This window comes from Spirosoma soli (genome assembly GCF_042684525.1).
GTDB classification, from domain to species: domain Bacteria; phylum Bacteroidota; class Bacteroidia; order Cytophagales; family Spirosomataceae; genus Spirosoma; species Spirosoma soli.
In genome coordinates this window covers 49,345-68,319 of sequence record NZ_JBHULN010000021.1, presented here as the reverse complement: position 1 = coordinate 68,319, position 18,975 = coordinate 49,345, and the positions used below count along the sequence as shown (strand labels likewise).

At 51.5% G+C, this 18,975-nt stretch carries 16 protein-coding genes; 7 read left to right on the top strand and 9 right to left on the bottom strand.

The window, feature by feature from the left end; translation table 11 throughout:
• Nucleotides 1-209 precede the first annotated feature (209 nt).
• From ACFSUS_RS24580 to ACFSUS_RS24570, 3 genes are read left to right on the top strand one after another with little or no spacing between them, the layout of a single operon-like run.
• On the top strand, nucleotides 210-545 hold the full coding sequence (locus ACFSUS_RS24580; RefSeq protein ID WP_381526864.1) for a PKD domain-containing protein: 336 nt from the start codon (nucleotides 210-212) through the stop codon (nucleotides 543-545).
• 6 nt (nucleotides 546-551) lie between these two features.
• Nucleotides 552-1,553: a hypothetical protein gene (locus tag ACFSUS_RS24575; protein WP_381526862.1), complete on the top strand. Its 1,002-nt coding sequence runs from the start codon at nucleotides 552-554 to the stop codon at nucleotides 1,551-1,553.
• Between the two features lie 13 nt (nucleotides 1,554-1,566).
• Entirely contained in the window at nucleotides 1,567-2,511 is a 945-nt protein-coding gene (locus tag ACFSUS_RS24570; protein WP_381526860.1) for a hypothetical protein, read from the top strand.
• A gap of 101 nt (nucleotides 2,512-2,612) precedes the next feature.
• Here the strand turns inward: ACFSUS_RS24570 and ACFSUS_RS24565 are convergent, their stop codons facing one another.
• The 7 genes from ACFSUS_RS24565 to ACFSUS_RS24535 form a co-directional block, all read right to left on the bottom strand.
• Nucleotides 2,613-4,034 (bottom strand): WG repeat-containing protein, encoded by a 1,422-nt coding sequence (locus tag ACFSUS_RS24565; RefSeq protein WP_381526858.1) that lies wholly within the window; start codon nucleotides 4,032-4,034, stop codon nucleotides 2,613-2,615.
• 73 nt (nucleotides 4,035-4,107) lie between these two features.
• On the bottom strand, nucleotides 4,108-4,683 hold the full coding sequence (locus tag ACFSUS_RS24560; protein ID WP_381526856.1) for a retropepsin-like aspartic protease family protein: 576 nt from the start codon (nucleotides 4,681-4,683) through the stop codon (nucleotides 4,108-4,110).
• Between the two features lie 260 nt (nucleotides 4,684-4,943).
• Nucleotides 4,944-6,284 (bottom strand): hypothetical protein, encoded by a 1,341-nt coding sequence (locus ACFSUS_RS24555; protein ID WP_381526854.1) that lies wholly within the window; start codon nucleotides 6,282-6,284, stop codon nucleotides 4,944-4,946.
• 2 nt (nucleotides 6,285-6,286) lie between these two features.
• Nucleotides 6,287-9,727, bottom strand: coding sequence for a hypothetical protein (locus ACFSUS_RS24550; RefSeq protein ID WP_381526852.1), 3,441 nt, complete (start codon nucleotides 9,725-9,727; stop codon nucleotides 6,287-6,289).
• Nucleotides 9,728-9,840: 113 nt separating this feature from the next.
• The gene (locus ACFSUS_RS24545; protein WP_381526850.1) at nucleotides 9,841-11,331 is read right to left on the bottom strand and encodes a hypothetical protein; all 1,491 of its coding nucleotides are present in this window, start codon (nucleotides 11,329-11,331) and stop codon (nucleotides 9,841-9,843) included.
• 57 nt (nucleotides 11,332-11,388) lie between these two features.
• Nucleotides 11,389-11,832 carry a hypothetical protein gene (locus tag ACFSUS_RS24540; protein WP_381526848.1) on the bottom strand — a complete coding sequence of 148 codons (444 nt, stop codon included), beginning with the start codon at nucleotides 11,830-11,832 and terminating at the stop codon, nucleotides 11,389-11,391.
• A gap of 90 nt (nucleotides 11,833-11,922) precedes the next feature.
• On the bottom strand, nucleotides 11,923-13,461 hold the full coding sequence (locus ACFSUS_RS24535; protein WP_381526846.1) for a hypothetical protein: 1,539 nt from the start codon (nucleotides 13,459-13,461) through the stop codon (nucleotides 11,923-11,925).
• A 172-nt stretch (nucleotides 13,462-13,633) separates the two neighbouring features.
• On the opposite strand from ACFSUS_RS24535, the gene ACFSUS_RS24530 reads away from it, so the two are divergent.
• A complete protein-coding gene (locus tag ACFSUS_RS24530; protein ID WP_381526844.1) occupies nucleotides 13,634-15,271 on the top strand; it encodes an Ig-like domain-containing protein in 1,638 nt (545 codons plus the stop codon).
• A 17-nt stretch (nucleotides 15,272-15,288) separates the two neighbouring features.
• On the opposite strand, the gene ACFSUS_RS24525 is transcribed toward ACFSUS_RS24530, so the two are convergent.
• Entirely contained in the window at nucleotides 15,289-15,507 is a 219-nt protein-coding gene (locus tag ACFSUS_RS24525) for a hypothetical protein (RefSeq protein ID WP_381526842.1), read from the bottom strand.
• A gap of 319 nt (nucleotides 15,508-15,826) precedes the next feature.
• On the opposite strand from ACFSUS_RS24525, the gene rsmA reads away from it, so the two are divergent.
• The 3 genes from rsmA to ACFSUS_RS24510 all read left to right on the top strand — a co-directional run bounded on the left by rsmA (nucleotide 15,827) and on the right by ACFSUS_RS24510 (nucleotide 18,604).
• Nucleotides 15,827-16,624: a 16S rRNA (adenine(1518)-N(6)/adenine(1519)-N(6))-dimethyltransferase RsmA gene (gene rsmA, locus ACFSUS_RS24520; protein ID WP_381526839.1), complete on the top strand. Its 798-nt coding sequence runs from the start codon at nucleotides 15,827-15,829 to the stop codon at nucleotides 16,622-16,624.
• Nucleotides 16,625-16,698: 74 nt separating this feature from the next.
• A complete protein-coding gene (mgtE, locus tag ACFSUS_RS24515) occupies nucleotides 16,699-18,051 on the top strand; it encodes a magnesium transporter (protein ID WP_381526836.1) in 1,353 nt (450 codons plus the stop codon).
• 16 nt (nucleotides 18,052-18,067) lie between these two features.
• Nucleotides 18,068-18,604: an arsinothricin resistance N-acetyltransferase ArsN1 family B gene (locus ACFSUS_RS24510; RefSeq protein WP_381526833.1), complete on the top strand. Its 537-nt coding sequence runs from the start codon at nucleotides 18,068-18,070 to the stop codon at nucleotides 18,602-18,604.
• Between the two features lie 9 nt (nucleotides 18,605-18,613).
• On the opposite strand, the gene ACFSUS_RS24505 is transcribed toward ACFSUS_RS24510, so the two are convergent.
• A complete protein-coding gene (locus ACFSUS_RS24505; RefSeq protein WP_381526831.1) occupies nucleotides 18,614-18,934 on the bottom strand; it encodes a hypothetical protein in 321 nt (106 codons plus the stop codon).
• Between the last annotated feature and the right edge of the window lie 41 nt (nucleotides 18,935-18,975).

The window sequence follows — 18,975 nt, the reverse complement described above, 5'->3', positions numbered from 1 at the left end:
ATATTCAGTCAACAAGTTAGTCAGTTAACTCGTCAAGTTACAAAGCGTGTTCACTGACCGGCTGCCTAACTAGTTAAATTTACAAAATATACTGCGTTTCAGCAAAGCTTGTTTTCAGCCGTCGAGGGTTCCATAAAGCATAGTTTATGCGCAAAACTGCTCATCGTTGCGCAACTATCGCTTACTTTGTTACGTCTCAACCAATCATTATGACACAGCGTTTTCTTTGTTTTTTATTACTTCTGGTCATGACGGCCTGCGAACCGTTCGACCTAGCCAAGAAAAGCTTCCCGGTTTGCGTGCCTCCCAGGGCTGATATTGGGGTTACGATTGGCCAATTAGACGTTACTTTTTTTCTGGAGAATCCGCAGGGCGATATTGGCGTTGCAGGTTGGGACCCCGGCGATGGTAAAGGTAGGAACCGCGTTGGGACGCGCGTTACATATAACTACGAAAAACCGGGCACTTATACCGTTACGCTTGCCATCGTCAACTCCTGCGACGATCGATTTACCATCTCCAAACAAATCACTGTCAGTTACTAACCCACGATGCGCTTACTTGTCGCTTTTTTCTTTGCCATGCTGTTGACGGTTTCGGGTCACGCGCAGGAACGAGTCCGCAATGTTCGGATACGTGTCCTCGACCAGTCGCAGCTCGAAATTCGGTTCGATCTCATTAATGCACGGCCGGGCGATTCCGTTTATCTGGCCGTGCGAAGTCGGCTGCGTGGAGTCCTGCGCATCAGTCCGGAGTTTGTGCGGGGCGACATTGGCAAACGCATTACGGCTGGCTCCGACCGGCGTATTATTTGGGACGCCTTAGCGAACGGCTACTCCTTAAACGAAGAAATTCAGGCAACGGTACTGGTCAAGACGGGCCTTCCGCTGGGTCCACCTCAATACCAAACTCCTGAACCAACGATAGCTACTACGCCCGATGCTCCGGTTCGAAAGCCTGACATAGCCACAGCGAATCCGCCGACCAACCGCCCTATCGAACAGCCCAAAGTATCCAGTCCGCCAGCCCAACAGCCGACTGAGCCAGCCCCCCGCACGGATACACCGCCAACCCAACCGGCCGAAACCCCTACCCCACCCTTATCGGCCGATCCAACGCTTCCGAACGTCCGTAGCACTCGTTATGCCGGACCGGCTTGGGCCTTAGTGTCGGCGATAGCACCGGGGATCGGTAATATTTTTGTGCAAACGCCAAGGCCCGTTATTGGTTTCCGGCCCATGCTGACCGTAGCAACGTATGGGCTGATTGCGTATGGTCTGCTGGAACGGCGGAAGGCTCAGGACGATTACGCTATTTATGGAGAACAAAAGAATGCAACCGCAGCCGAGCCCTACTACCAGACCGCCAACGACCATCATCACCGCTATTGGCTGGCCACCCGAGGAGCCGTTGTCATAGCAGCCGCTGATGTTATTTTAACCTTTTTGAAAGGAATGCGAAATCAACGGGAACCGCGCCAATTGCAGTCTGTCATGATTCGGCCCGGCATTCAGGCGGGGCAGCCAACGGCCGTGCTTCGCTATTCATTCTGACAATCTTTGAGCTATGCGACCTTACGTTCTAATTACACTCATTACCTTACTGGCTGTCAACAGCTTCGCACAGTCATCGGCGCGACGCCAAAAGCCGGTTATTTTTTCGGCTTCGAGCGATTGGCAAAAAGTAACGCTTAAGCCAACAGCCCGGCTGCAACCAAGTCGGCCAACGAGCGCAGCAACGAATCCGGCTGACGCCAACACTAGCCCGGCGCCAACGGTCACGGTACCGCCAGCACAGCCTGACCGGACAGCACCTGCTGAGGTAGTTAGCACAGCTCCGCCCTCTCCCTATGCGAACCGCCCGTCAGCCCCGCCGGTTAGTCCAAACGAGACAGTTACTCAACCCACCCGTACGGGCTCATCTGGGGCAAGTACGTCTGATTTCCGCCCAGCGTTTACGGGCGATTTTGCAACGAACCGAAACGGTTGGAAAGCAGGCATCAAAGGCGACTACCATTTCCAGATCGGCATGGGTCGGTATAGCATTCGTAAACGCAATGTGAATACCCAGCAGGTCGCATTCAGTTATGTATCATTACCACCCGACATCAATCTGAACAACGCTGACCTATTTACGATCAAAGTTGACGTGATGGCTGATTCGGGCCGTATTCCAACTGGTGGCTTAGTATTTGGCGTACGCGACTCGCTCAATTTCAACGCCTTTACGTTGAATGGTAAAGGTGAAATCTCGATCATTCGTGTTGCAAACGGCCAGGTGTTCAGCGATTACATGCCGGGCGACTTTTTTTCGCCAGGAGTACCTATTGACAAAAACCGTAATCGGCTGACCATCCGCCGAAAAGATGGCGGGCTGTATTTCTATGTAAATGAACGCGAAGTTCGGACTAGTCCATATCCCTTCCGTACCTTATCCGGAAACGGCATCGGCATGATCACCTCCGGCTATTGGACGTCGTTTCAGAAGTTAAGTGTTACGCTGGGACCGTAGGTTTTGGTCATTAGTTGTCATCGGATGGCCACATTCGCTCTAAGCAATTGATGACAACCATTGATCATGAATGACTATCTAATGACCACCCAATAACAAGCCTAATTCCGAATCTGCTCGCCGTCGCGGTTGATTTTCAGGAGCTGGCCGTTTAAGAACGCACTGGCGGTGTTGCCCCGAAAAGGCGTAACGGCTTCATATTCCGGCTGAATTACCCATTCATCATCCTGGTTGATAAAGCCCCAACGGCCGTTGCTTCGGGCGCGACGCCAACCACGTTCGTCAGAACCCAGCTCAATTTTATCGTAAGGCTTATCGCCGAATGCTTCTTCATACTTGCCTATACGGGCATCGGCTGGCGTACTCGGCTTAACCTCTGGCTCTGGGGCAGGTTTTTTCTCCGATTGCTGCTTTTTTTGGGGTTCCTCCACCTTGTCCGTAGCGGTAGTTACCGTTTCGGTTGTTGGCTCAGTAGTTGTCGCCACGGGTTCATCGGTGTTGTTTGGCTCCCTGGCGTCTTTATTGTAAGCCTGTTGCTGACTTACGCCCGATGTCATACTGGTCGATCGATTGGTTGTTCGTTCGCGTCGGGCTGGTGCTGGGTCGTTTACCGGTTCGTTATTACTCTTGATAAACCAATAAATCAACGCCAGAATAGCCAGGGCGAACAAAACGCCATAGATGCCACTGCGGTCGGGCTGAATTACCTCGACCCGAACCGTACTGAGCGGATTATTATTGACGTCGAAGAGGGTGTAATCGGTTGTTTTATTCGGCTTTACCCAACCCCGGTTCTTCGGCGACATTCCTTCGCCCAAATCATCGATTGTTACGGCCAGCAGGTTTTCTACGTCCCACTCCAGCGTAACGGTTTCGCCCTTGCGAATGCGGGCGGGCGTAGCCGTATACCTCCGAACAAGGGGCGGTGGTGGCTCGGGTAGTTGAATTGGTGCAGACGTACGAACGACTACGGGCTCAGGCCGGGATGGCGGCACAACGGCCACTGGCTCGGGCGTAGGCGGTGGGGTTTGAGGAGTTTCAACACTGGGAGCGGGCCCGTCGATTCGGCGCTCGGGAGCGGCCGGAATCGGCTCGGGTTCGGTTTCAATTAGCTCCTCAAATGTATTGGCCTGGCTACTTGCCGGGGTTACCGACTCGGTCGGCTGTGGAGCGGGTGCTGATGTGCCCGCCAACTTTGCCAGCACGGCCGGAACCCAGCGGTTACGAACGAAGTCGGGCGACAGGTTGAGCGATGTGGCCGCGTTGACAATCTGGGCCAGATCCTGATTAATCAAATGACTACGCGACGGCTGGGCCAGCCGGGCAATACGGGCATGGATATTTTGGAACAGAATGCTGTTATTATGAATCTCCTGAGTGACCTCATTAGCCCGTTTCAAGGCAGCTTCGAGCGTCAGCCCAGCTTGTTGAGCCTCCTGCAGGTAGCCGTTGCTCCGCCAGGCATCAGGCCCGTCGAGAACAATCGCTTCCCGGAGTCGGTCGGTGAGTTCGGTGTCCGTCATTTAAATACTAGTGGATTGTAACGCAAGCGTCAGCCTGACTGTGTGGGCTGACTCCCTATTAGAACACCAAAACTTAGTCGAAGGTCACAATATTGCGCCGGTAATCCACGGAAATTTTACCAAACTGCGACAAGGCAGACTGTCCCAGCAGCAATGGAGCCTTTGCACTGCTCACAATATTGGCATTTACGTTCTGAAGGACACGGTCGCCAATCTGCACGGATTTAAGCCTGACAACTGAACCCGGCGAGATATCGCCGTTGGCATCCTGGAAACGCGACCGACCCACGACGTCGGCTTCGGTAATGGCCCCCTGCTTATACATAAACTCTGCTTCGGTTGCTGAGATCGATATCAGGCTGGCGCCAGTGTCGAGAATAAACCGCATGGGCAGGCCATTGACCGTAACGGGCACTTTATAAACACCGTTTTCTTTTTCCATAGCCACTTCGGTCGGTCCCGAACCTATTTGCTTCAGGGTTGGCTTGGGTGCTACGGGAGTTTGTGCACGGGTTACTTCTTCGGCTGGCTTAGTTGCCGTACTTCGTTTTTGTCGGCGCGGCTGGTGACTCCCCGAGCGCGAACAACCGGAGCAGCCCGAGAGGTACAAAAGCAGGCTAAATAGCAGAAGCGATATAACAAATCGCATAGTCATTACGGATCGGTTCAATTGATTTATGGGCTGTGTTAACCTTTGATTGATTCCTGAGCTATTGGTTTATAAGGTCTAAACACAAACTATGGGACTTTAGTCCCGAGCATTACGTTACCCGGCCTAAAGCCCCATTCGTGTGAAGAGTTAAGTAGGTAGTCATTCGCGGTCAGGTATGGTCAAGAATTGTCATGAGAAGTAAGACTGTTGACAACACTTGACGATGCCTGACTACAAATGACCAGTTCATAATTGCCTTATTCGTACCGGATCAGCGCTTTGGTTTTCACTCGCCAGTTGCCATTTTCCAGCACAGCCTCCCCATCCCGACGCATTACGATACGGGTATGAACGGACGAATAACTGTTTTCGCTGTCGCAGGCCGGCTCAATCATGTAATTGCGATACGTCAGGAAACGCGCCAACCGACCCGGCTCGGCCTCAAAACGGAATGAGGCTACATCAGGTTTGCTGGTATTTACCACAAAACGGTAAGCTGATTCGGGCGAAAGCGTTGGTGACTGATGCACCATGTCAAAAACACCATTCGGGTCAGGCGGAGGAAAGTAGAAAACGCCGTTGGGTGCTGATGCCTGCGTTTGCATCTGTACGGGCAGTGGCGGTGTCGGAATCGGAACTGGCGGCATTACTGGTTCAGGTACTGATTCGATCACGGGTTCCCCAGACCGCTGCACCGACGCTGTTGGTGCTGACTGTTGCTTCAATTGCTGGATAGCCGCCAACGGTTCGTTCCCTAATTCCGCCAAAATAGCATCGTAGGCATCAGCCTTCTGCTTATAATTCGGCTCGGGCTGTCGGGGCGAATTAACGGGTTTGGCAGTTATTCGCTGGGTGTCTACGGATCGGCTAAGCTTGCTGTTTTCGTCCAGTAATCGCTTCACCTCGGCCGCTGCTTTCCGGTAAGCTAGCAGATACACCGCGCCGGCACCGAGCAAGGCTCCGGCTAAAACACTTAATAGTATCATCCACACCTGATTTTTCTGTTCGTTTTCAACCTGCCGCTCTAACTGGCTTATGCGAAGAGCCGTACCATCAACATCGTTCCCATCCTCAGCTACCGTGTCGGCATCGGGTTGGGTCGACGCCCCTTGTTGAGCGACTGTTGCTGGCGGTTCAGCAGCCTCGGCCGGGGGCAAGAGCTCATCGATTTTCGCCAGCATCTGGGCTTGCACCGCCGGATTCAGTGGCTTTCCATAGTTCTGGTCGTTTTTGTAACGAGCATAAAAGGCAGCTAACTGTTTCTTGATAGCCGTGTTAGCTTCCGTCGGGGGCAGCTTAACAAACTGAGCAATATTTTTCAATTCACCCAGCTCTTCCAATTTAGTCCCCACCTGGTCCCAACTACCCACGCTCCGAATTAACTGTTGCGGGTCGCAGCCATCTCCACACGTCAGCAGCTGCGCATAAATCTCCTGCGCTTTGGGCTGTTTTATGTTCGCAAAGACAGCGGTGGCTACGTCTTTCACGAGCGTATCCACCGCCTGCTGATTGGGTGTCGGCGTTTGGGCCGACGTCAAGGTTACCGCCGTTAGCCAGCCAACCAGTGCGACAAAGGGTTTATATCGCCTTGTGTTCATCGTTAAGCCAGTGCGTTAGCCAGTTTATTGATTGCCCCAATGAGCGGATAGAAAAACAAGGTTTCTTCGATGGGCGCTCCCAGCGCGTCAGCTATGCCACTGTATTCAGCCGCTACGTCACTTTCCCGGCGCTGGATACCATCCATGAGCGACGTATCCAGATGAGTCCGCAACTCCTGTTGTGCAATCACCAGCGATCGGGCCGATACGTTCAGGTTCCGGGCAAAGCTAAACTGCTGATTCAAGGCAAAGAAGAAGTCAATGAATGCATTGGTTTCTTCGAGCAGTGACTCAATCACTTCAGGCTTACGCAGATCAGCATACGTGAGCGTCGGAAACTTGTCGTTAAAGGTAGCTGGATAAACGTAACTGATGGCTTCGGTATCGACGGGACGGCTGTTGGCCGGTTGCATCAACGCGCCTTTGCAGGTAACCTCTTTAGGGCCTTTCTTTTCGTAGAACAACGTCAGTCCGCTGGCACCGTACTCTTGCTGGTAAACCTTCTCGAATATCGCCCGGGCCAGTTTACCCAGCATCTGATCGTCGGAGCTGATGATCGTCAACAGTTTAGAACCGGTACCGCTGAACGTAATCGCTCCCGGCAAGCCAACACCCCGGTGTTTCATGAGCTGGGCGACGTGGTAAATTAGGGCGGTATAGAACAGGACAAACACAATTTTCAGGTCTTCATCCTTCGACAGCATACCGTTGAACGACAGCATACTTTTGGCTTTTACGTCGTTGCTTTTCTCGATTGAGAACCAGAACGCCATGATGTCTTCCGAGCGGTTCGTATCCAGCATGCGCCGGTTATTATCGCTCAGGTTACCCAGGCTTTGGCTATCTAATAGTGTTTGAATCCGGTCGGCGTATTTGCGCACGAAACCATTATGACTAGCCGCGCCATATTCGCTGAAGGCATCACCGTAAATAGCGTTACCCGCAAACCGGAACGACGTCAGTAGACGCGGTTCGTTACGTTCGTAGACGACCACATCGGAGGTACCCCCACCAATGTCTACGTTAATAACGGGTCGGGCCGAGGCACTCAGCGTTGGGTTTTGTTTATAATAATAGAACGGGGCCACCGATTCGGAGACCTCCCGCAGTCGTCCCGCCGAACCACCAATGTAGCGGTCGTAAAGCTCCTGCCAATCGCTACGTAGCTGACTAACCCGACCGGGTGTCATACTGGCGGGGAAGAACCAGTACACCGTTGTTTGATTCAGATTGCCGCCTTCGGTCAGCACTTTATTCTTGATGAGCATGAGCAGCTCTTCCAGGAAAGCCTCTACCCGCCGTTCGGTCTGGTCGTTGTTTTTAGCCCATTTCAAGTTGGTCGTGATGCGGTTTGACCCGGCGGGTTGGCGCTCAACGTAGAACGGAATATTGAAGTCGGCCAGGGCCTGCGTTTGCTGGTTAAAACTTAAATTTAATGGTTCGGCGATGGCGGTGCGCGTTGGGAAACTATCGGGCCGACCAGGGCCAATGGTCGGCGGCACAAACTCCAGATCATAAAGTAAGAATAGCTCAAACAACGCGGGGTTGTATTGCGCCGGGGCTACCAGCGTGGCGACCTGGGGAGTTGTTTCGGCTACGTCGAACGGCCGGGGTGTTCCTCCATCGACACTGTATTCGATATGCGTGTTCGTCGTTCCGAAATCCACCGAAAAGGCAAACTGTTTACTGCCGCCATTGTACTGCTGCCAACGCGGAATGAGGATACCGTTTAGTTCGCGGCCGTCGCCCCGGATATGCGTTTGCAGGTAATCAAACTCCTCACGCAACACGTAATAGACACTCGATCCGTCGGTGTTCTGTTGGCGAACGGTGCGCTGGTGTTTCGATGCGGGCTGTACTTCGGCGTTCGTTTGCTGACCAAAGTAAGTAAGCTCGTATTGATTCTGGCTGTCAAAACCCGACTCAATGAGCTGGACGCGGTAGTCAGCCGGCACGGTAACCGAACCTGACCGCACAAACGGATAAATGTTAATGGTAAATGAATTTTCCAGAATTACGCCTTCATTACTCAACTCATTGGGCGCGGCCGAATTATAAACGCCCACCGGCTGCGAGTACAACCGCTCAAACGTTACAAACTGGTTACCCGGCTGACTGGGCGCGGTGACGGGAATATCCAGCGATACGTTGATGCCTCCGCCCTGGGGCGTCATGCGTAAGCGAACGCGTCCGGTGAGCAGATCATCTACGTCAAAAAAGTCAAAGAAGTCTTTCTTCAGCGGCAGCAAAAATCCTTTATCGGTAGCCGGTGTCTGTAGGTTGCCATCGAAGAACCGGCCCCGATCCATCGGGAAGGGTAGCCGAATTAAGTAAGGCTCCAAAAGATCACTGACCGTTAGCCACGGATAGTTTCCTGGTTGTCCCGGTAGTGCCCGCAGGTTATCGCGCCAGGACTCTTTTACGAAGTACGGTACGGGCGTGTTGGGGTTCCACTGCGCCTGAGGTACGTAGGTAAACTGACGGAAGAACCGATTTTGCAACGCCATTGGGCGAGGCAGATTTGGATACAACCGGGCGTATTTATCCGACTTAATAATGAAGTCGCTAACCTGGTTAATCGACCGGATGTCTGACTTTTTCTTGCGAAGGGGGAAACCAAGCACCTCTACCACATCGCCGGGGCCGGTAGTCAGTTCATCAAAATCCTGGTCAAATTTTTCGCGGGTTAGCAGCGGCTGTCCGTTCGGCGCTTCGATGTGCTCGTAGAACAGCGTTGGATTTTGCTGTTGTAAGAGATTCCGGCTCCGGTTGAGGTAATCGTCCACTTCGCGGAATCGATCCCGAAAGTTCGGCATGAACTGCTTGATGGCGTACCAGAACTTCTGATACTCAATATCGCGCTGGTGCAATGGGCACACCGACTGGTCGAACATCCGGTCGTTCCCCATAGAGATGTCCACCCAGCTTAGGTCGTTGCCTGAACTGAAGAACAGCGTTTTGGGCGACGTACCACCCACAACCCGACCACGGTAGCTCAGAATAAACAGGCGATTGAGGTCGTGAAAATTATACTCAGCCGCATCCTGATCCAGAAACAACTTCAGGGCATCGCCCAGGCGTCGGTGCCCTTGATTCGTGGACTGCCGCATTCGGTCGAGGTCGGTGCGAACGTCGAAAGGTGTGATGGTAACATACGTTTTGAGCTTGTCGTAGTTAAAAAACAGCTCGCCCACGTCTAAGCAGTCCGATACGACACGCTGGTCGTTCATGGTGCCGCTCAGATCAGGTTTAAGGGCTAAGTTCAGGAACGCTGACCGTACTAAGTCCATCCGGGCAAACGGGCTCGGAATAGAGGTAGGCTGCTTGACGGTCTGACCGCCCTGCGGGTCGCGAATGGCGGCAATCTGGTCCGTACCCAGTGGTTTACTAACGTACCAGTGTAGCCCCGGTGTAGGGTTATGTAAGCTAAGTGTTGTTGGCATACTGAATAGTCATTCGTAGTCAGGAGCTGTCAAATTTTGTTAAGCATCGTCAGGGACTATTATGTAGCCAAGCTTGGCCATCTTTGACAATACGCGACAATCCTTGAGAAATGTTAATAATCAAGCACTTTAGGTAGCCGTTCGCGCACAAACCGCTCGGTGCCTTCAGAAAATAACTGGATAAACTTATCAGGCTCGCTGACGTAGGCTTTACCTTCGGCGGTTTTGTTGAGCGTCTGATCGAAATCGTCGACGATGTCGAGCTTCACATCCGATTCGCCCCCGAACAAACCCTTCTTCTTGGGCTCGAAGCCGCGCACGGTTTGCCCGAGGTTTGACACATCGAGCAGGAAAGGCTCAAACGACCGCTTGTTAGCCCCCATTTCGGCAAGCCATTGCCGGAAGCCTGTATCGAAATTCTTGATGCTGTTGAAGAACGACGAATTCAGGAAAGACGTCGAAATCTGGGGGTTCGCCTTGGACCATTGCACCGTACCGGCCGCGGCACGAATCCGTTGGCTGAGGTACGTACTGAACAAAGCCATCTTGGCGAGCGGCACATTGATGATCTGTTTGGTTGCCCCAGCGAGGTTTCCCAGTTGCAGCGACGTACCGTCCTGTTCCACGCCAAACTCTTTGTAGACTGGATTAGTAGGGCGCCCATTCACCACGTTCAGCGCATCGTCGCCCATGTTCATGAAGTCCACAATGGCCAATGCCGAGGCCATTTCAACGAAATGTGCTTCGTTTTTCTGTCCACCCGCACCAGGGTCGTAGGTGTACGCTTTCGTCTGGTCGTCGCCGATGTAGTAGAGCGCATTGACCGACGGGTTCACCCCCTTTTGATAGTAATTTAAAGCCGCTTTGGTTTTGGCAATGAACGATGCGGGGTCAATGAGCTTGTTATCGCTGGTGGTCAGGCTGAAATACGGCATCACCGTAACAGCCCCGATCTTGGCGTTCGTCAGGAAAGCCGGATTGGGAATCTGGCCGATGGCCTGCGCCCCGCGAATGTTTTTGAGCAGGATTGGAAAACCAGCCGCACCCGTACCGCCGAAAATAGAGCTAACAATAAAGATCCGGTCGTTGGCCCCGAAGTTTTCGGCAAATGCCTGGAACACGTCGGAGTAGCGGAACTGATTCAGGACCGTACTACCGATGTTTGGGTTACCCACAAAGCCAATGTCCATCTTGGTTTCCAGGTTCTCTTCCGAAAACAGCAGGCTGGCCAGTGCTTTATTAGGACCGTCTAATCCCTCGTAATTAATATAATCCCGGAACTTCTCCTGTTGCACGCCCTGCAACTCGAATACATACGTGTCGGCGATGGTCGCATTGCCCCCGATAGAGCGATTCAGCGTCTTGATTTCGGTGCTAAAAAAGCCAGACGTTGGCTTGTTCTGGAGGCCAGCCCGGATGTTGCCGTACTCGCGCAGGAGGTCTTTTGTCCGCAGGAGGTCGTCATTGGTTGCATGAGGGTCCAGCACAATTGGGATTACCTCATCGGTGTTGTTCATCTTAACGCCCGACGCCAGTAGGAAGGTCAGCGCCTTGAGCACTCGTGAACCGGTTCCGCCAATGGCGAACACAAATAGTTTTGGCATAGTTTTTTAATTTTTGTAGAGACGCAAGTATGCCGGTCCGCCGGTGCGATCTCTATATTAACGGGATGGCCAGAGCATAGGCCGGTGTTTCGCGTTTTTACTGAAGTTTTTCATCACCATTGAGATGATAAAGAAGATGACGGCCGTCAGCAGGGCCATCTCGAAGGCGTAGCTCAGAAACACACTAACGCCCTGGTCGAAAAGCGTTCCCTGATCGGGATCGGCCTCATCGCGCAGAATCTCCTGCCCAGCTTTTTGGTAGCACGTCACCAGCGTAATGACAAACAAGGTCAGCGCACTGACGCCCAACATAATCAACCAACTCCCAAAACCGCTGAAGCTAACCCGGTTAAAGGGCCAGATGTAAAACGCAAAGGCGACGACAAAGGCGATGCCGATAGCCGACCAGGTCAACGGCGACAGCAGTTCTTCCTGGTACAGATCTTCGAGCAGGTTGCTGTTAACGAACAGGTTGTAAAAATTATAGAGCGATTCTTCCATTAGTAAAGAGTGAAAGAGCGGAAGAACGAAAGAGTGAAACAACAAAGTGGCTCTTGAAGGAATCACTCGTTCACTCATTCGGTCGTTCGCTCATTTCAGATTGATTGTTAAGGTAAAATATTCGGTTTCGTTATTGGGGTTATAGGCTCGTTCGACGCCCTGCAAAAGATTTTGTAAGCCAAACGTTGAGTTGGCATCGGGTGGAATGTCGTTGGTTGTGTTGGTTTGGGCAATCCATTTGGGCGGAAACTGCCGACGTAGTCGAATTGTCGCCGTACGTTCCCCACGAGCGGGCCGCTCGGTGGTCAGGAGCAGCTTATGCGTGGTGCCATTGGTACCAGCATAGGTCTGTACGGCAGAAACTTTGAAGTTGTCTTTACCAACCACTTCGTATTGACTGGCGTCGGTCAGTAGCGAAGCGGGCAGGCGTTGGGCTGACAGATCGACGGCGACGGGAACCGTAAGGCTTTTGTCTGCAACGTCGGGCTGTACGTCTTCGAGCGCATGAACGGCTTTGACCCGCTCGCGCACTTCTTCCTTAGCCCGCTTGAACCGTCCTTTACGAGCTGGATCAGTTACCAAAATCGTGTAGAAAGGCGTTTCCTTTTTTGTGTCACGTCCGAAGAACCAGGAGTTTTCAAAACTAGATAGCTCATCAAAACGCCGAATGGGCTGGTATTTCGGGTCGGTATAGAGCCGCTGCATGGCTTCGTTTCGGCCGATGAGGCAGAGGTAATAAGGCCGATCACCTTTGTATTGATGCTTGGCATTGTTCCAACTGTAATACGTCCCGTCGAAGTCAGCGTTTAATTTCAGCACCAACATCGAGTGGGTTCCGGTGTAAGGGCTAAATACGGTTGTCAGCAGTGAACGGGCAGCATCTAGTGTTTTCTGCGCACTCATGCCAGTAAGTTTTGGGTCGGAGTAAATCAGGTCAGATACCAGTACACTCATATCATCGCCCGACGTTTCGGATAAGATTCGGCGGAAGATTTCTTCAAAGTCGGTGCTTGTTGTTTTCCCCTTCGTCTTCGCAACCGTGAAGATGTTTTTCTCTTTGAAAAACTGCGATAACGATAGGCCAAGGTCATTTACCTCGGTGTTCACTACATACAGCTTTGCCTGATTAGGATTGGCCGCGTCGAACCCTGTCAGCACATCGTTGAGTGCGCGTTTGAAGCTGCCAGTACCACCAGGCGTATCGTACGGAAACATACTGGCGCTGGCTTCGAGATATAATTTGAGCCGCAGTGCTTTGGTCGACGTAGTGGCTCCAGCCAGCGAAACTGTCGGTGCATCGCCTTCCTTGGCCAGCTTCCGATACGTCATGTTGCGCTGAATGTATTTCAGCAGGGCAGCGTTGTCCACATTTCCGTCGCTCCCTATTAGCTTCGTCGTTTTCTTGTTTTCGGCTAGATCGTCCTTCTCTTTAGCAATGAACGAACGGATGGCCTGAGCCTCCGAAGCGTCAATAGCATTGTCATTGCTTAAGGCATCGCTGATCTGACTGTCTAAGTCGTCAGCCGGACTAGAGCAGCTGGTGAGCCAGCCAACCGATGCGGCCATAAAAAGTAATTGGCACAGGCGGGTGCGAATCATGAACAGTGTTTTGGTGATTGGAAAAGCCATGCGTGAGCGGCAAAAGTACCAAACCGCCCACGCACTCCCCCGCTATTTGACGGAAGGCTTTTAAAATTTCTTAAATTTCTACCTAACGTAACGAAACAAGCAGCCATTTTATGTCAGTCGGTACAGAAGAACCATAAACGGGCGTTTACCTTTGTAGTATCATTCCCACAACATGAAGTTTCGTCATTTCGCCCTTGGTTGGCTGTTCTTATTGCCTATTCTGTTTCATAACTGCGCTCAGGTAGCTCAACCACCGGGCGGCAAAAAAGATACAATAGCTCCCAAATTAGTGAGCAGCGTACCCAAAATTCGTCAGCTGAACTATGCCGGGCAGTCCATTACGCTGGAGTACGACGAATATGTGAACGTCGAAAACATCCAGCAAAAGGTCAGCATCACCCCCCAGGATAGTAACACGTACCTTGTGAAAGCGCTACCAACGGGGCTCCGCCTTAACTTCGACAAGCCGCTGCAACCGAATACAACCTATACGATTAACTTCTCGGACGGTATTAAAGACATTACCGAACGGAACGTCACCACCGATAACAAGATTGTGTTCAGTACGGGGTCAGTCATCGACTCGTTGTACCTGACTGGTACCGTCATTGACGATGAAAGCCGACTGCCCATCCTGGGATTTGTGGTCGGTTTGTTCGGCCCAAACGATACCCTGCCTATTAACCGCAAACGCCCTTCGTATTTCGCCCGAACCGATAGCAACGGCATTTATCGCATCGAAAACGTGAAGGCGGGTTCGTATAAAGTGTATGGCTTCGACGACAAAGACCTGAATCTGGTCAATAACACACCCGGCGAACGAGTAGGCTTTCGTGATAGTGTCGTTGCCCTGACCCGGAATTATACCGACGTAAATCTGGTAGCCTTCCGGGGGAGTGCCAAGCCCCGCATCAGCCGACGCGAACGTACCGACGAAACGCTGGGGCTGGAGCTAAGCAGCGGGATTGCCAGCTACAAAATTCAGTACCAGAAGCCTCAGGATACGCTGGTGTCTTTTCTGGAATCACCCAAAATGATTCGGTTATTTCGCCCCGCCAACCGGGCAGCGGGCGATACAATCAACGTAACAATTGCGGCCGAAGATTCGGTCGGGAACGTAACGGATTTAAAGGAGCGAATCTATTTTTCACCCTTAAAAACGAAAGCCAAAGACCGTAAGCCGCTGAACGTACAGGTAGCGCCTTCGCCGGGTGAACCCATTGACAACAATCTGGAGTTCACGCTGACCTTCAATAAACCGGTACTGCGTTATTCTACCAATCTGATCAACATTGGACGTGACACCACGAAACCGCTCGAACTCAGTCCGGAAAACCTGGTTTGGAGTAACAACTTCTCTCGGCTGGCCATTAAACGCCAGACGAACCTCCGCGATACATTGTACCTGAAGCTAGCTAAAGGCGCGTTTATCAGCGTTCAGGGCGACACGCTGGCGCGTTATCTGGCCCGCTACACGATTGCCGAAGAAGACAGCTATGGATTAATTGCCGGTCGGGTCAACCCAGCGACCATTGCCGGTAAAAATTTTATTATCGAGTTGCTCGACGAAAAATACAAGGTTGTCCGAACGGCTTATGGCACGTCAAACTACACCTTCGCCCGTTTGAAGCCAGGGCAGTACCGGGTTCGACTCATTATTGACGCTAACGGCAACAAAAGGCGGGACATTGGCAATGTGCAAAAAGGCATTCAGCCCGAAACGATTCTGTACTACACCGGAGCAGAAACCAACGAGGGCGGCCTGATACCGGTCAAACAGAATTTTGAGCTGACCGATATTGATTTTTAAAAACGCACAGGCACTACTTATTCTTTCAGAGCTCCTTTCAATACTTGCAATGATTCAGCTATCTCATCGGCAATTTCCCGGCGCACCACCCGATCAAGCTGTTTAAATTCTTCCTGCTCTTCTTTTGAGAGGCTGTCGTAATACCGAAACCATTCGGCCTCAATACGTATTTGCTCAATGCGATCCTGAGTAGCGCCGATACGTTTGTAGTGCGCTTTAAAATCAAAATTTATCATAACTGTAGCTTGTTCAAGATTTGTTGCACTTGTTGAGTCATTTGATTAACGTCGTTCAACAGATCTAAGTACCGGTCTATTTCATCTGGGTCAGCACTGGGGTCGTTCTCCGCAGAACGAATTAAACGGTATAACTGCTCACGTTGCTCATACAAAGTTTTCAGATAGGATTCGTAACGCCCTTTCAAAGGCTTTAGGGCGGATTAATCTATGACTGGCAAATAACACAACAATACGAAGACGCGTAAGCTATCATAAATTCATGTTGGGCCCGTACCTTTGCACAGGTCGCCAAAGCGTCCGAAAATCCCCCGGTATTATGTACGTTAAACCTAAAAAAGAACTTGGCCAGCATTTTCTAAAAGACCTCAGCATCGCCCAGCGCATTGCTGAATTGCTGACTGGACATGGCGATTATAAAAAGGTGCTGGAAATCGGACCAGGAACGGGTGTTATGACGCAGTTCCTCTTGAAAGATACTCGGTTTGATACGTACGTTATTGAGATCGACCGCGAGTCAGTTGATTACCTCAAGCAGAACGTTCCGGCTCTGGAAGGGCGTATCCTTGCGGCTGACTTCCTGAATATTAAACCCGAACTGTTGCCCACGAAGCAGGTTAGCACCGAACGGTTTGCCATCATCGGTAACTTTCCTTACAACATTTCGAGTCAGATTCTTTTTAAAGCCCTGGACATGCGCGACCGGGTGCCCGAAGTGGTTGGTATGTTTCAGCGCGAGGTGGCTCAGCGGGTGGCCTCGGGGCCGGGCAACAAAGATTACGGCATTCTGAGTGTGCTGCTGCAGGCCTGGTACACCATCAAATACGAGTTCACGGTAGATCCCGACGTGTTCAATCCTCCACCGAAAGTACATTCTGGCGTAATTTCGCTCCGACGCAACGACAAAACCGAACTGGGTTGCGACGAACGGAAGTTTACGCAGGTTGTCAAACACGGTTTTGGCCAGCGCCGGAAAACCCTCCGCAACGCGCTCAAACCGCTTAATCCAGCTGAAACAGCGCAGGATAGCCGATTTATGGACAAACGCGCCGAACAACTAAGCGTACCAGAGTTTATAGAATTAACGCAATTAATGGGCGAAAGAGCGAAAGAATAATAGAGCGGATTCATTCAGCGCACTCTTTCACCGCTACGGCGGACCGTTCTTTCACCCTTTCGCTTTATATAACCGTGACTTTCGAGCTCACCAAAGACTATCTTGACCACCTCCAGACGGCCATCAATGCAGGCGACGACGCATTGCTTAAGACCGAGATGGAGGAGTTGTATCCAGCCGACATCTCAGGCATTCTCTATGAGCTAGAGCCCGAGCCAGCCCATTATCTGCTGAACTTGCTCGATAAACCGGTGGGGGCCGAAATTCTGGCTAATCTTGATTCAACGGACCGGACGAATCTGCTGAAGACGTTTACGTCCGAAGAGTTGGCTCCCTTCATCAACCAGATGGACTCCGACGATGCCGTAGACGTGTTGAACGAGCAGCCCATCCAGGTACGCGAAGAGGTCATCGGCTTACTGGAAGACCGCGAACAGGCCCGCTTTATTCTCGACCTGCTTCACTACGAAGACGGTGTGGCGGGTAGCCTGATGCAGAAAGAGCTTATCAAGATCAACGTTAACCTGACTGTAAATGCGTGCATTGAAGAGATTCGTCAGCAAGCCGAAGATGTCGAGAATGTATACGCCGTTTACGTTGTCGATGACGTTGGTAAACTGCTCGGTCTGGTCTCGCTGAAGAAGATCGTTTTGGCCCGCAAAAACGCCAAAATCGCCGACATCTATGACGATGACGTCGTGTTTGTAGAAACGTATCGCCCAGTGGCCGAGGTAGCTGAGGTGATGCAGAAATATGACTTAGATGCCATTCCGGTGGTGAACGTACAGCAACGGCTGCTGGGCCGGATCACCATTGACGACGTCGTAGACGTTATTACTGAACAGGCTGAAGAAGATATTCAGGTAATTTCGGGTCTATCGGGCGAGGTGGAAGAAGACGATAGCGTCTGGCAGCGCTCTAAAGTACAACTGCCCTGGCTGGTAGCCGGAGCTATCGGTAGTTTGATGGCCGCCACGGTCATCAACGGCTTTCAGAGCGAGCTTGGCAAGATTGCAGCCCTGGCCGCTTTCATTCCAATCATTGGGTCGACGGGGGGCAATGTTGGTATTCAAACCTCATCGCTGATCTTACAGAGTCTCTCTGACACATCGGGGCTAACTACAACCCTCGCCAAGCGACTGCTTCGTACCCTTTTAGTAGCCATCATTAACGGTCTTGTTGTGGGGCTGATTGCAGGTACGTACACCTTCATTATTGGTGAGCCACGTCTGTTTTTCGTAGTCGCTACGTCATTACTGTCGGTGGTGCTGCTGGCATCGTTTATGGGCACGATCACTCCCCTGCTGCTTAATCGCATTGGCATTAATCCGGCCGTAGCGTCGGGGCCGTTCATCACCACAGCCAATGACTTAATCGGCATTGGTGTCTATTTCCTGATCGCCCAATTGCTGCTAGCCGAGGTTTGATTATTTTGCGTTTGCTATGACCATTCGCTTTGCAACCCCCGCCGACACTTCTCAGATTTTGGCGATATATGCGCCTTACATCATCAACTCAGTCATTACATTCGAATATGAGGTACCAGCTGTTAATGACTTTGCTGCCCGCATGCAAACCATTCAACAACAACTTCCTTACCTCGTAGCCGAGGTTGATGGACGGATACTTGGCTATGCGTACGCGTCGAAACATCGTGACCGCATTGCCTATCAATGGTCGGTGGACACGTCGGTTTATATCCATCCGGATGGGCAACGTCAGGGAATTGGACGTCGGCTATACACCGTTTTGTTCGATCTACTACGCCGGCAAGGATATTACAATGCCTATGCTGGCATTACAATACCCAATCCCGGTAGCGAAGCCCTTCATCGTTCGTTTGGTTTTAAACCGGTCGGCGTTTACACCAATGTAGGTTACAAATTTGACAAATGGCATGATGTAATCTGGCTACAACTGACGCTGCAACCATATGCATCCAATCCGTCTGATCCCGTGCCAATTGGTGATCTTGTTTAAGACGGCAGCTTAATACAGCGAATGAAAAACCAGGCTGTTTATATTGTGCTGCCAGGTTGATAAGTCGCTCAACTGATTCATGAGCCGGTCATCAATATGTTCTGGTGGAATCGTCAGCCTAAAACCATCAACATCAATCAGCCAGGCCTGATGGATTCGCCAGCCTAGTGCCTTGAAAGCGCTCAAAAACTCAAGCCCATGTTTAAGATTACGAACCTCATAGGAACCATACTGACAGCTGGCAGCAACCGATTTCTGAGCATTTGCAGTCTGATTGATCGGGTTACTAACAGCGAAATAAAGTGCGAGTAGTTTGGTCGTCGTTTCCATAACGAAGATAGCTAGGCAACTTAAACGTAAAAAGAGGATAT

Excerpts from the sequence above, each read along its gene's own strand:
- ACFSUS_RS24580 (WP_381526864.1), top strand. The coding sequence starts at position 210 with ATGACACAGCGTTTTCTTTGTTTTTTATTACTTCTGGTCATGACGGCC.
- ACFSUS_RS24575 (WP_381526862.1), top strand. The coding sequence starts at position 552 with ATGCGCTTACTTGTCGCTTTTTTCTTTGCCATGCTGTTGACGGTTTCG.
- ACFSUS_RS24570 (WP_381526860.1), top strand. The coding sequence starts at position 1,567 with ATGCGACCTTACGTTCTAATTACACTCATTACCTTACTGGCTGTCAAC.
- ACFSUS_RS24565 (WP_381526858.1), bottom strand. The coding sequence starts at position 4,034 with ATGACGGACACCGAACTCACCGACCGACTCCGGGAAGCGATTGTTCTC.
- ACFSUS_RS24560 (WP_381526856.1), bottom strand. The coding sequence starts at position 4,683 with ATGCGATTTGTTATATCGCTTCTGCTATTTAGCCTGCTTTTGTACCTC.
- ACFSUS_RS24555 (WP_381526854.1), bottom strand. The coding sequence starts at position 6,284 with ATGAACACAAGGCGATATAAACCCTTTGTCGCACTGGTTGGCTGGCTA.
- ACFSUS_RS24550 (WP_381526852.1), bottom strand. The coding sequence starts at position 9,727 with ATGCCAACAACACTTAGCTTACATAACCCTACACCGGGGCTACACTGG.
- ACFSUS_RS24545 (WP_381526850.1), bottom strand. The coding sequence starts at position 11,331 with ATGCCAAAACTATTTGTGTTCGCCATTGGCGGAACCGGTTCACGAGTG.
- ACFSUS_RS24540 (WP_381526848.1), bottom strand. The coding sequence starts at position 11,832 with ATGGAAGAATCGCTCTATAATTTTTACAACCTGTTCGTTAACAGCAAC.
- ACFSUS_RS24535 (WP_381526846.1), bottom strand. The coding sequence starts at position 13,461 with ATGGCTTTTCCAATCACCAAAACACTGTTCATGATTCGCACCCGCCTG.
- ACFSUS_RS24530 (WP_381526844.1), top strand. The coding sequence starts at position 13,634 with ATGAAGTTTCGTCATTTCGCCCTTGGTTGGCTGTTCTTATTGCCTATT.
- ACFSUS_RS24525 (WP_381526842.1), bottom strand. The coding sequence starts at position 15,507 with ATGATAAATTTTGATTTTAAAGCGCACTACAAACGTATCGGCGCTACT.
- rsmA (WP_381526839.1), top strand. The coding sequence starts at position 15,827 with ATGTACGTTAAACCTAAAAAAGAACTTGGCCAGCATTTTCTAAAAGAC.
- ACFSUS_RS24510 (WP_381526833.1), top strand. The coding sequence starts at position 18,068 with ATGACCATTCGCTTTGCAACCCCCGCCGACACTTCTCAGATTTTGGCG.
- ACFSUS_RS24505 (WP_381526831.1), bottom strand. The coding sequence starts at position 18,934 with ATGGAAACGACGACCAAACTACTCGCACTTTATTTCGCTGTTAGTAAC.